The organism is Pseudomonas sp. Sample_9, assembly GCF_004307535.1.
Lineage (GTDB): Bacteria > Pseudomonadota > Gammaproteobacteria > Pseudomonadales > Pseudomonadaceae > Aquipseudomonas > Aquipseudomonas mercuritolerans.
Genome location: NZ_RAZO01000158.1, coordinates 1 through 11,665, shown reverse-complemented (window position 1 = coordinate 11,665; position 11,665 = coordinate 1). Strand labels below are relative to the sequence as shown.

Here is an 11,665-nt window from a genome sequence, read left to right as displayed (position 1 = left end):
AAAAAAACCGCCTGAGCTCAACCAGCCCAGGCGGTTTTTTGTGTTCTCAGCAATTACCCCTGCTGAGCAACCTTCTTCTGCTTCGCCCGGCGCGACATCATGTTCAACACTTCGATACCGGCCGAGAAAGCCATGGCCGCGTACACATAACCTTTCGGTACGTGAGCGCCGAAGCCTTCGGCGATCAGCGTCATGCCGATCATGATCAGGAAGCCCAGCGCCAGCATGACCACCGTCGGGTTATCGTTGATGAACTTGGCCAGCGGGTCAGCCGCGAGCAGCATCACCAGCACCGACACCACCACCGCGATGATCATGATCGGCAAGTGTTCGGTCATGCCGACAGCGGTAATGATGCTGTCGATCGAGAACACCATGTCGAGCATCAGGATCTGACCGATAGCCGCGGCAAAACCAAGCGTTACGGTCGAAGTCGCTGTTTTCGGGTCTTCCGGCGACGGGTCCATGCTGTGATGGATCTCGGTCGTGGCTTTCCACACCAGGAACAGGCCACCGGCGATCAGGATCATGTCCTTCCAGGAGAACGCCTGGCCGAGGATTTCGATCACAGGCTCGGTCAACTGCACGATGAACGCGATGGTGCTCAGCAGGGCCAGACGCAGAATCAGGGCCATGCCGATACCGATACGGCGCGCCTTCTGCCGATGCTGTTCGGGCAGCTTGTTGGTCAGGATCGAGATAAAGATCAGGTTATCGATGCCGAGCACGATTTCCATTACCACCAGTGTGGCCAAAGCAACCCAAGCGGTGGGGCTGGCGGCGAGTTCTAACAGATATTCCATGGGTCAGTCCTGACTCTGTGTAAGACGGTTTAGATGGTCTTGGAGGAAGATTCGGATTCTTCCGCTGATTTTTCCGAGGTTTCTTTTTTCTCGATCAAACCACCGGTGGCATCACTGAGCGCTTGCTCAGCGGCTTTATGGGTGTCGTCAATCGCTTGTTTGGCGGTTTCAGCCGCCGCACCCATCAGTTGTTGGGCGCTTTTTTCCGCCTGATCACAACCGGCCAGAACCAGTAAAGACGCAAACATCACTGCGGGAAATGTGTATTTCATAAGGTTTCCTTCGAATGAACAGACAGGCGCACACACCGGCCGTCGATGGCTGGGCATTCTAGGGAGATGAACACTTCAGGAAAATTCGTATTTTTAGCGGCTATACTTCGGTTTTCACGAAGTGGCGACCGATATGCTCAATTACCGACAACTGCATTACTTCTGGGTTGTAGCCAAAACCGGCAGCATCGTCCGCGCCTGCGAGCAGCTGAACCTGACGCCACAGACCATCAGCGGACAGATCTCACTGCTTGAACAAACCTATGGCGTGGAACTGTTTCGCCGGGTTGGCCGCCAGTTGGAACTCACCGAAGCCGGGCGCCAGGCCCTGCCCTACGCCGAGCAGATGTTTCAGTTGGGCGGCGAGCTGGAGCTGATGCTGCGTGCGCAGCCCAACGAGCAGCAGATCCTCTTTCGCGTCGGCGTGGCCGACGTGGTGCCCAAATCGATTGTTTATCGCCTGATCGCGCCGACCATGGAATTGAGCGAGCCGCTGCGCATCACCTGCCGCGAAGACAAACTCGAGCGCCTGCTCGCCGATCTGGCCATTCAGCGTCTGGATCTGGTGATTTCCGACAGTCCGATGCCTTCGCATCTGGACATCAAAGGCTACAGCCAGAAGCTCGGTGAATGCGGGATCAGTTTTTTCGCCACCGCCGAACTCGCCGCGCAGTATGGCCAGGATTTCCCGCGCAGCCTGCACGGCGCACCGCTGCTGATTCCCGGCGCGGAAACCGTGGTGCGCAGCCGTTTGCAGCGCTGGTTCGCCGAACAGCAGATCCAGCCGCAGATCGTCGGCGAGTTCGATGACAGTGCTTTGATGCAGGCCTTCGGCCAATCCGGCAGCGGGATCTTTATCGGTCCGAGCGTAATTGCCGAGGAAGTGAAGCGCCAGTACGGCGTCGAGTTGATCGGCCAGACCGACGCCGTGAGCGAGTCGTTCTATGCCATTTCCGTGGAGCGCAAGGTCAAGCACCCTGGCATCGTAGCGATTACCGAGGGTGCCCGACGCGAGCTGTTTACCGGGTTATGAAGCGCAGACTTCACGCGGCTTCAGCGTCATCAGCACCATGGCGAGGAACACCGAAAGCAAAATGAAGCCGGCAGCGGCAAAGCCGAGAAAGCCCAGCCCGGCAGTGTCGATCACCCGGCCGCCAACCATCGCGCCCAGACCAATGCCGAGATTGGCCCCGGCGATGTTCAGCGACGCGGCGAAGGCCGGCGCTTCCGGCGCGGCTTTCATCAGGCGCACATGGCTGACCAGGAACAGCGCCGCCTGGGTCACGCCCCAGATGCCCATCGCCACCGCCAGACCCACTGGCGAATGAATGTTCGGCACCAGCGAAACCATACCGGCGATCATGAACGCACAAAACAACACCGACGCCCCCAGCGGATGCCGATCCACCGCTCGCCCACCGAGCGAGTTGCCGATCAGCCCGACGGCGCCAAACGCCATCAGGCACCAGCCGACCACAGTGCCGTTGAAACCGGCAAGTCGTTCGAGGATGTCAGCAAGGTAGGTGTAAGCGGTGAACATGCCGCTGAACACTAGAATCGACAACAGGATATGGCCGAGCATCAGCGGGCTGCGCAGGATCTTGAACTGCGAACGGAAGCTGACCTGATGCTGGTGCAGACTGGTTTTCGGCAGGTAGACAAACAGCAGCAAGGCTTTGGCAAACGCGATCAACGCCAGAATGCCGAAGGCGCTGCGCCAGCCGAACGCGTCGGAAATCAGCGTGCCGACCGGAATGCCGAACACAGTGGCGCAGACGATGCCGAAGCCGATCTTGGCGATGGCGCGGCCGGCGAAATCCGGGCCGACGATGTCGACGGCGGTTTCACTGGCCAATGCCCAGAACACCGGCAAACCCAACGCCGGAATCAGACGCGCGATGGCCATCACCCAGATATTCGGCGCCAACGCTGCAACGGTATTGGCCAGACCGAACATGATCAGAATGCTGATGAACAGTTTGCGCCGTTCAAAACGGGCGAAATAAGCGGTCAGGAATGGGCCGAACAGCGCCACGGTAAAGGCGAACAAGGTCACCAGCAGCCCGGCTTGCGGGATGCTGACTTCGAGGTCTCGGGCAATCGCCGGCAACAGGCCGACAATGACGAATTCCGTGGTCAGCACCGTGAATCCGGCGGCGGACAACAGAAGAATAGGCAACAGCATGCGCAACTCCAGCAAAACGACGACACCAGCGATGACCCGGAGGCCCGCTGGCAGAACTTGAAAATGAGGATGGCGAAGCTTAACAGACTGCGCCCGCAGTGAGTTGCCCAAAACTGCTGATCTGCCGGGTCGATCCGGTGGCAGATCGTCACAGGCCTGAAGGTTCACGCCTACGCTGTGATAAAGTCCGCGCCCTGAAAATCGTACAGCTGTTCAACGTGCCGTTTGGCGGCGTTGATGTCACTTCGACAGGCGTTTCGTGACTGCCCACGACGCTTCGCACCCTATAAAAAACAGAGATGCCGCTATGACCGCTTCATCCCCTTCGTTACTGCAACGCCTGAAACGCCTGAGTCTGGTCAGCCAGATCGTCATTGGTCTGATCGCCGGTATTGCCCTTGCCCTGATTGCACCGGAGCTGGCGAAGTCCACCGCGTTCATCGGCAAGGTGTTTGTCTCGGCGTTGAAAGCCGTGGCGCCGATTCTGGTGTTCGTGCTGGTGATGGCCTCGATCGCCAACCACAAGCACGGTCAGGAAACCCACATCCGCCCGATCCTGTTCCTCTACCTGCTGGGTACATTCAGCGCTGCGGTGGTGGCCGTGGTCGCCAGCATGGCGTTCCCGTCGAATCTGGTGTTATCGACCGAGAACGTTGCCGTGACTGCGCCCGGCGGCATCGGCGAAGTCCTGCAAAGCCTGTTGCTGAGCGTCGTCGACAACCCGGTCAGCGCGCTGATGAATGCCAACTTCATCGGCATTCTGGCCTGGGCGATCGGCATGGGCATTGCCATCCGCCACGCTGGCGAAACCACTCGCGAAGTGCTCGGTGACTTGTCCAACGGCGTCACCGTGATCGTCCGCGTGGTCATTCGCTTCGCGCCGCTGGGCATCTTCGGCCTCGTCGCATCGACACTGGCCACCTCCGGTTTCGGCGCACTGCTTGGCTACGCGCACCTGCTGGCGGTGCTGCTGGGCTGCATGCTGTTCGTCGCGCTGGTGATGAACCCGCTGATCGTGTTCTGGAAGCTGCGCCGAAACCCGTATCCATTGACGCTGATGTGCCTGCGCGAAAGCGGCATCACCGCGTTCTTCACCCGCAGCTCGGCGGCGAACATTCCGGTCAACCTGGAATTGAGCAAGCGCCTGGGCCTGCACGAAGACACCTACTCGGTATCGATCCCGCTCGGCGCGACCATCAACATGGCCGGTGCGGCGATCACCATTACCGTGCTGACCCTGGCGGCGGTGCACACCTTGGGCATCGCTGTGGACATTCCGACCGCGATCCTGCTCAGCGTCGTCGCCGCGATTTGCGCCTGTGGCGCGTCCGGTGTGGCCGGTGGTTCGCTGCTGCTGATTCCGCTGGCGTGCAGCCTGTTCGGCATCCCGAGCGAGATCGCCATGCAGGTCGTGGCAGTGGGCTTCATTATTGGCGTGCTGCAGGATTCGGCGGAGACCGCGCTGAACTCGTCGACTGACGTGCTGTTTACCGCGGCGGCTTGCCTGGGCGAAGAAGAGAAGGCTCAGCGTACGGCGTAACCGCCTTACCTTGTGGGAGCGAGCCTGCTCGCGAAAGGGGCGAGACATTCAGCATTAATAGCGCCTGATACGCCGCATTCGCGAGCAGGCTCGCTCCCACAGGAAAACAAAAGCCCGCCAAGGCGCGAACCTTGGCGGGCTTTTTCGTATCCGGGTGTTTAGAACGCGCCCATGTAATCGCGCTTGCCCACTTCAACGCCGTTATGACGCAGCAGCGCGTAGGTGGTGGTGACGTGGAAGAAGAACTGCGGCAAGCCGTAAGTCAGCAGATACGCCTGACCACTGAAGCGCTTCTCTTTCGGCGTGCCCGGACGGGTGACGATTTCGATGCCTTCCTTGCCATCGATCTGCTCTGGCTTGATCTCGCCAATGAACGCCAGGACCTTGGTGATCAGCGCTTGCAGTTCGGCGAAGGTGGTTTCAGTGTCGTCGTACTTCGGCAGTTCGACTTCGGCAAGACGCGCCGACACGCCTTTGGCGAAATCCACGGCGATCTGCACCTGACGCACCAGCGGGAACATGTCCGGGTACAGACGCGCTTGCAGGAAGACGCTCTGGTCGATGTTTTTCGCGCTGGCGTGGGCTTCGGCCTTTTTCAGCACATCGCTCAGGGCGTTGAGCATTTGTTGAAAAACCGGGACGGATGCGGCGTACAGTGAAATGGTCATGGCAGTCTCATGTGATGGCTGGGTAATACGTGGTGGCGATTATAGCCATGCTTGATGAGCACACGGCTTGCCTTTTGTTTGGCAAGGATTAGGCTAGGCGGCTTCGACTGCAGAGGGAACGCGCGATGAGCAACGAACAAGAATCCACCTCCGACCAGCCACGGCTCAATGCCACGGAAATCCGCATTCTCGGTGCGCTGATCGAAAAACAGGCCACCAGCCCGGAAACCTATCCGCTGACCCTCAATGCGCTGGTGCTGGCCTGCAATCAGAAAACCAGTCGTGAACCGGTGATGAACCTCAATCAGGGCCAGGTCGGGCAAAGCCTGCGGGCGCTGGAAGGTCGAGGTTTCACCCGGCTGGTGATGGGTAGCCGTGCCGACCGCTGGGAGCACAAGGTCGACAAGGCGCTGGAACTGGTGCCGGCGCAGGTGATTCTGACTGGCTTGATGTTTCTGCGCGGCCCGCAAACCGTCAATGAACTGCTCACCCGCAGCGGGCGCATGCACGAGTTCGAAGACGCCGAGCAGGTGATTCATCAGCTTGAACGCCTGATTGCACGCGGTCTGGCGGTATTGATTCCGCGTCAGGCCGGGCAGCGTGAGGATCGTTATACCCATGCCTTGGGCGATCCGGCGGATATCGAAGCGATCCTGGCGGCGCGGCAGAATCCCGGGGAGCGATCGAGCGGTGGCGTTTCACTGGAGCGTATCGAGGAACTGGAAGCGCGGATCGCAGCGCTGGAAGAACGCCTGGCCCGCCTCGAATAATCACAACAGAACCTCTGTGGGAGCGAGCCTGCTCGCGAACGCGTAGTGTCAGTCACCACGATCTCGGATGACCCGCCGCCTTCGCGAGCAGGCTCGCTCCCACAGGGTCTGCGCGATATTCAGCTGCCCGCTTCATTCCCCATCCCAATAATCCACCCCATCCACCTGCCGCGCGACAGCGACAAAGCCCGAGGCGTTGCCCTCGGCATCCACCGCGAAATTATCCATCACCGCATACTTGTTCGAGTCCGGATACTCGCAGATCTCCGGCTGCTGCTGAGTGCTGATCGCCAGATAACGCAGCTCATCCGCGCTGGTATTGATGATCTGGTGAGCCTTCTCCGGTCCGCCCGGTGGGCAGGCAATCACATCACCGGCGCGGATCGGAAAACGCTCGCCTCCCAAGCGCACCTCGCCCTCCCCGGCCACCACGTAGAACATCTCCTCATTGACCCGATGGCTGTGGAACGGACTGCCGCGCATGCCCGCTGGCAGCGCATACAGGCGATAACCTAGTTTCTGCGCACCCAGTTGCTGGCCGATCCGTGCGAAACGCTGCTGATAACGCGCGGCGGTTTCGCCTTCGGGGGCGAGGGCTTCGGGAAGGGGTTCGAGTTCGACCTCGTTGAGGTTGAGGATGGGCGGATGCATGGGCGGCCTCGGTTATGGTTTTTTTGGTGGGCAGGTCTGTGCGTGCTGGCGAGGATTATAGATAGTGATCCAGAACCGCAGCGCCGCCTTCGCGAGCAGGCTCGCTCCCACATTCAATCGCATTCCAGCGCAACCTGTGGGAGCGAGCCTGCTCGCGAAGAGGGCCACTCAGCCACCGCCAAACTCAGCTACGCGCAAAATCCACCGCCGCCGCAAACTGCGCCTCATTCGGCCGCACCCCGGTGTACAGCACGAACTGCTCCAGCGCCTGAATCGCAATCACCTCAAGCCCGGTGATTACCCGCTTGCCCTCGGCTCGTGCACGCACAATCAGTGGGGTTTCCGAAGGGATTGCCACCACGTCGAATACCGTCTCAGCCGCTTTGATCACTTCAGGCTCGAACGCCAGTTGCCCCGCCTCCGGCCCGCCGTCCATGCCTACCGGGGTGACATTGATCAGCATCTGCGGGCGCTCGTCGCCAAGCTCGGCCTGCCAGCGATAACCCAGCGAATCCGCCAGGGCGCGGCCGGCGCGTTCGTTACGGGCGACAATCAAACCGTTCTTGTAGCCACCATCGCGCAGGGCGCTGGCCACCGCTTTGGCCATGCCGCCGCTGCCACGCAGGGCGAAGGTTGAATGTTTCGGCACCGCGTGGCTCTCCAGCAACTGCGCGACAGCGATGTAGTCGGTGTTGTAGGCCTTGAGATGGCCGCCAGTGTTGACGATGGTGTTGATCGACTGGATCGCCGCTGCCGAGGCATCCAGTTCATCGACCAGCGCAATGCAGGCCTCCTTGAACGGCATCGACACGCCGCAGCCACGAATGCCCAGTGCCCGGATGCCGCCGACCGCGCCGGTCAGGTCCTGGCTGCTGAACGCCTTGTAGTAGAAATTCAGGCCCAGCTGTTCATACAAATGGTTGTGAAAACGCAGACCGAAATTCCCCGGCCGCCCCGACAGGGACATGCACAGTTGGGTGTCTTTGTTCGGGTTCATCTGCATGAAACTTCTCCTTCAAACGCACTTTCGGATGGACGGGATTGGCCAGCCCACCGGGTTCTGAATCATCATTGAGGCTTGTTTGTGGCGCCGCGCAGCCGGGTAAAGAAGCCGGTACAGACCTTACACAAAATTTACCCAGCGGCTGTGCTGAATTTCGCAAATTTGCTGTCTTAGCTGTATCCCCGCGACAACTGTGGGCCTGATTCAGGCCGCGGCGCCGGGTCGAAGAACCGAGGACTTATCATGATTCGTAAACTTCCCATCATGGCTTTGTTGATTGGCGCACTTGCCGTCACCGGCCAGGCTGAAGCGGGTGGTGGCCATGGCTGGCAGGGCCCTGCAGTGTTTGGCGCGATCGTCGGCTCGGCCATCATCGGCTCGGCACTGATCAACCAGGATCGACCGGTGTATGTGCAGCAACAACCGGTTTATGTTCAGCCGCAACCGGTCTACGTGCAGCAACCGCCGCCACCGGTCTACTACCAACCGGCGCCGGTGTATGTGCAACAACCGGTCTACGTGCAGCCGGCCCCCGTCTACTATGGCCCGCCTCGTGGTTATTACGGTCGTCCCCACGGCTACTACGGCGGCCCGCATGGCTACTACGGTGGTCCACGCTGGTAAGCGCAATACAGAGCCCTGCTTTCGAGCGGGGCTTTTTTATGACCGCCGGTCGGCCAACGTCTGAAAAAATCTCGCCAAGGTCGCTGTGAGGACAGTTCGAGCAGCTAAAGTCGGCATGATGGAATCGACCGTCGGGCTTTTTTCATCGAACGGTCACCGCTTTGTCATGACGGAACCGCAATCTGAATCCGTCCGTAAACAACAGATCGATAACAACAAGGACGACTGTATGCCCACACAAAACCCGCACCGCATCGTCGGTCTGTGCACCTCGAGCAAGGTGTACAGCGCGCTCACCGAACTCAAGCATCTGGAAGGCCATCGCTGCGCCAAGCTGCTTTCCCTGCTCGCCGAAAACCTCGTGCACAAGGGCCTGCTCAATGAACGCGAAGTCATGCACATGCTCGATCAAGTGGTCGAATGACGGCAGACCTCACTGGCATCAATGACCACTATCGAAAGCGTTGATTTTCCGCAGCGCCAACGAGCCCCTAAGGTAGCCCCATCAGTTTGATGGAGGTTTCCCCATGGCACAGGTTCAAATCATGTCGGTGATCGGCAGCGCAGTTCCCGCTTCACTCCGCGCCTCGGGCTTGCTCGCCTGCTGGTATCTGGTGCGCGATGGCGAGCCGATCAGCGGCCCGCTCACTTCGTTGCCGGCAGCGCAGGCTTTGTCGCAACAGGTCGCCAGCGCCTCGTTCCGTGCTTAAGGCAGTTGCACCTTGGGCTTGGTCTCGACGAACAGCGCCCAGCTCGACAGGAACAACGCGGCAATCAGCGGCCCGATCACAAAGCCGTTGAGGCCGAAGACTGCGAGGCCGCCAAGGGTCGAGACCAGGATCAGGTAATCGGGCATTTTCGTGTCCTTGCCCACCAGTATCGGGCGCAGCACGTTGTCGACCAGGCCGATCACGAATACGCCGAACAAGCCCAGCACCACGCCCTGCCAGATCATGCCGCTAAGCAGGAAGTACGCCGCCACCGGCGCCCAGACAATCCCCGCGCCGACTGCTGGCAACAGCGACAGAAACGCCATCAGCACCGCCCAGAGCAATGCGCTGGGAATATCGAGAAACCAGAAAATCAGCCCGCCCAGCGCGCCTTGGGTCACGGCCACCACCACGTTGCCCTTGACCGTGGCGCGCACCACGCGGTTGAACTTCAGTTGCAGGCGACGCTTGTGGTTTTCTTCCAGCGGTACGGCAGTGCGCATCTTGCGCGCCAGCTCGGGGCCGTCACGCAGAAAGAAAAACAGCAGGTAAAGCATGATGAAAAAGCTCACCACGAATTCGAACGTGCCCTGGCCGAAGCTGAACGCCTGAGTCGCCAGCACCTGGCTACCCTGCATCGCCGCTTTGACGATCTTCTCGCGCAGGCTGTCGAGTTCGCCCACACCGAAACGATCAAGCAGGTTCTGGAAATACGGCGGCAGGCTGTGTTTGAACTGCGCCAGATACGCGGCGATATCCAGTTCACCGCTTTCGATGTTCTTGTAGACCGTCGCCCCTTCCTGCACCAGCAGGATGCTGACGATGATCACCGGCAGAATCGCGATCACCAGGCACAGGCTCAAGGTGCACAGCGACGTCACGTTGCGTTGCAAACCGAACTTCTGCTGCAACCTGCGCTGTACCGGCGCAAACAGAATGCCGAGGATGACAGCCCAGAACACCGCGCCGTAAAACGGCAGCAGAATCCAGATAAAGGCCACCGTGACCAGCACCAGCAGCACTGTCAGGGATTTGAATTGCAGACTCTTTTCGTTCATATCCGGTCCATGTCAGTCAGGCGTCACGCACGCCCGCCCCACTTAGTCAGCCGCCGAGCGCGTGAGTGCCATGTTTATTCATGGAGCATAGATCCAGATCAATAAACCCTCGCAACAGCTGCCCTACCCTGCGCGGCTTTTGCGACCGACACCCAAATGCCAACTCTCATCGCCCCCGAGCTTCTCGCCCCCGCCGGCACCCTGAAAAACATGCGTTACGCCTTCGCTTATGGCGCCGATGCGGTCTACGCCGGCCAGCCGCGCTACAGCCTGCGGGTGCGCAACAACGAATTCGACCACGCCAACCTGGCGCTGGGCATCCGTGAGGCGCAGGCGCAGGGCAAGCGCTTCTATGTGGTGGTCAACATCGCCCCGCACAACGCCAAGCTGAAGACGTTTCTCAAGGATCTGGCGCCAGTGATCGAGATGGCCCCGGATGCGCTGATCATGTCCGACCCGGGCCTGATCATGCTGGTGCGCCAGCACTTTGCGCAGATGCCGATTCACCTGTCGGTGCAGGCCAATACGGTGAACTGGGCGAGCGTCGAGTTCTGGCAGCAACAGGGGCTGAGCCGGATCATTCTGTCGCGCGAATTGTCGCTGGAGGAGATCGGCGAAATCCGCGAGCAGGTGCCGGGCATGGAGCTGGAAGTGTTCGTGCACGGCGCGCTATGCATGGCCTATTCCGGGCGCTGTCTACTCTCCGGTTACATGAACAAGCGCGATGCCAATCAGGGCACCTGCACCAACGCCTGCCGCTGGAAGTACACGGCGCAGGAAGCCACACAAAACCAGCTCGGCGAGATCGTCCAGACCTTTCAACCCGAGCCGACGCTAGGCCTCGGCGCACCGACCGATCAGGTCTTTCTGTTGCAGGAAGCCAATCGTCCCGATGAATTGATGCCGGCTTTCGAAGACGAACACGGCACCTACATCATGAACGCCAAGGACCTGCGCGCCGTGCAGCATGTCGAGCGCCTGACGCGCATGGGCGTGCATTCATTGAAGATCGAAGGCCGGACCAAATCGCATTTCTACTGCGCACGCACCACCCAGGTGTATCGCCGGGCGATCGATGATGCCGTGGCCGGGCGCGCGTTTGATCGCGGCCTGATGCTGGATCTGGAATCGCTGGCCCAGCGCGGCTACACCGAAGGTTTTCTGCGCCGGCATGTGCATGACGAATATCAGAACTATCAGCACGGCAGTTCGGTGTCGGAGCGACAGCAGTTCGTTGGCGAGCTGACCGGCGAGCGCCGGGACCGCCTGGCCGAGGTGAAAGTGAAGAATCGTTTTGCCGTGGGCGATCATCTGGAACTGATGACGCCCAAGGGCAATTTCCATTTTGATCTGCATGAATTGCAGAGTGTCAGCGGCCAAG

At 60.0% G+C, this 11,665-nt stretch carries 14 protein-coding genes; 7 read left to right on the top strand and 7 right to left on the bottom strand.

Annotated elements, in window-relative coordinates:
- Positions 1–53 precede the first annotated feature (53 nt).
- Both D6877_RS08450 and D6877_RS08445 read right to left on the bottom strand, forming a co-directional pair.
- Positions 54–803 carry a TerC family protein gene (locus D6877_RS08450; RefSeq protein ID WP_130910473.1) on the bottom strand — a complete coding sequence of 250 codons (750 nt, stop codon included), beginning with the start codon at positions 801–803 and terminating at the stop codon, positions 54–56.
- A gap of 29 nt (positions 804–832) precedes the next feature.
- Complete coding sequence (locus tag D6877_RS08445; RefSeq protein WP_130910472.1) at positions 833–1,075, bottom strand: hypothetical protein; 243 nt, start codon at positions 1,073–1,075, stop codon at positions 833–835.
- A 133-nt stretch (positions 1,076–1,208) separates the two neighbouring features.
- Here D6877_RS08445 and nhaR point away from each other — a divergent pair, with 133 nt between their 5' ends.
- Positions 1,209–2,108 carry a transcriptional activator NhaR gene (gene nhaR / locus D6877_RS08440; RefSeq protein ID WP_016775345.1) on the top strand — a complete coding sequence of 300 codons (900 nt, stop codon included), beginning with the start codon at positions 1,209–1,211 and terminating at the stop codon, positions 2,106–2,108.
- Here nhaR and D6877_RS08435 read toward each other — a convergent pair.
- Complete coding sequence (locus D6877_RS08435) at positions 2,103–3,260, bottom strand: MFS transporter (RefSeq protein ID WP_122612098.1); 1,158 nt, start codon at positions 3,258–3,260, stop codon at positions 2,103–2,105. The two genes, nhaR and D6877_RS08435, sit on opposite strands and share 6 nt — an antisense overlap.
- Before the next feature lie 307 nt (positions 3,261–3,567).
- Here D6877_RS08435 and sstT point away from each other — a divergent pair, with 307 nt between their 5' ends.
- The gene (sstT, locus tag D6877_RS08430; RefSeq protein ID WP_130910471.1) at positions 3,568–4,800 is read left to right on the top strand and encodes a serine/threonine transporter SstT; all 1,233 of its coding nucleotides are present in this window, start codon (positions 3,568–3,570) and stop codon (positions 4,798–4,800) included.
- A gap of 158 nt (positions 4,801–4,958) precedes the next feature.
- Here sstT and D6877_RS08425 read toward each other — a convergent pair whose 3' ends face one another.
- Positions 4,959–5,468, bottom strand: a complete 510-nt coding sequence (locus D6877_RS08425) for a DUF1993 domain-containing protein (RefSeq protein WP_041477165.1) — start codon at positions 5,466–5,468, stop codon at positions 4,959–4,961.
- Positions 5,469–5,593: 125 nt separating this feature from the next.
- Here D6877_RS08425 and D6877_RS08420 point away from each other — a divergent pair, with 125 nt between their 5' ends.
- Positions 5,594–6,238 carry a DUF480 domain-containing protein gene (locus D6877_RS08420; RefSeq protein WP_130910470.1) on the top strand — a complete coding sequence of 215 codons (645 nt, stop codon included), beginning with the start codon at positions 5,594–5,596 and terminating at the stop codon, positions 6,236–6,238.
- Positions 6,239–6,370: 132 nt separating this feature from the next.
- Here the strand turns inward: D6877_RS08420 and D6877_RS08415 are convergent, their stop codons facing one another.
- Positions 6,371–6,889: a cupin domain-containing protein gene (locus D6877_RS08415; RefSeq protein WP_130910469.1), complete on the bottom strand. Its 519-nt coding sequence runs from the start codon at positions 6,887–6,889 to the stop codon at positions 6,371–6,373.
- A gap of 184 nt (positions 6,890–7,073) precedes the next feature.
- On the bottom strand, positions 7,074–7,892 hold the full coding sequence (locus tag D6877_RS08410; RefSeq protein ID WP_130910468.1) for a shikimate 5-dehydrogenase: 819 nt from the start codon (positions 7,890–7,892) through the stop codon (positions 7,074–7,076).
- A 243-nt stretch (positions 7,893–8,135) separates the two neighbouring features.
- Here D6877_RS08410 and D6877_RS08405 point away from each other — a divergent pair, with 243 nt between their 5' ends.
- From D6877_RS08405 to D6877_RS08395, 3 genes are all read left to right on the top strand, one after another.
- Positions 8,136–8,516 (top strand): hypothetical protein, encoded by a 381-nt coding sequence (locus D6877_RS08405; protein WP_024013471.1) that lies wholly within the window; start codon positions 8,136–8,138, stop codon positions 8,514–8,516.
- A 229-nt stretch (positions 8,517–8,745) separates the two neighbouring features.
- Entirely contained in the window at positions 8,746–8,940 is a 195-nt protein-coding gene (locus tag D6877_RS08400) for a hypothetical protein (RefSeq protein WP_016770691.1), read from the top strand.
- Between the two features lie 103 nt (positions 8,941–9,043).
- The gene (locus D6877_RS08395; RefSeq protein WP_130910467.1) at positions 9,044–9,226 is read left to right on the top strand and encodes a hypothetical protein; all 183 of its coding nucleotides are present in this window, start codon (positions 9,044–9,046) and stop codon (positions 9,224–9,226) included.
- Here the strand turns inward: D6877_RS08395 and D6877_RS08390 are convergent.
- Positions 9,223–10,284: an AI-2E family transporter gene (locus tag D6877_RS08390; RefSeq protein WP_130910466.1), complete on the bottom strand. Its 1,062-nt coding sequence runs from the start codon at positions 10,282–10,284 to the stop codon at positions 9,223–9,225. The genes D6877_RS08395 and D6877_RS08390 overlap by 4 nt on opposite strands.
- A gap of 156 nt (positions 10,285–10,440) precedes the next feature.
- On the opposite strand from D6877_RS08390, the gene yegQ reads away from it, so the two are divergent.
- On the top strand, positions 10,441–11,665 hold a 1,225-nt coding region (gene yegQ / locus D6877_RS08385; protein ID WP_130910465.1), incomplete at its 3' end, for a tRNA 5-hydroxyuridine modification protein YegQ.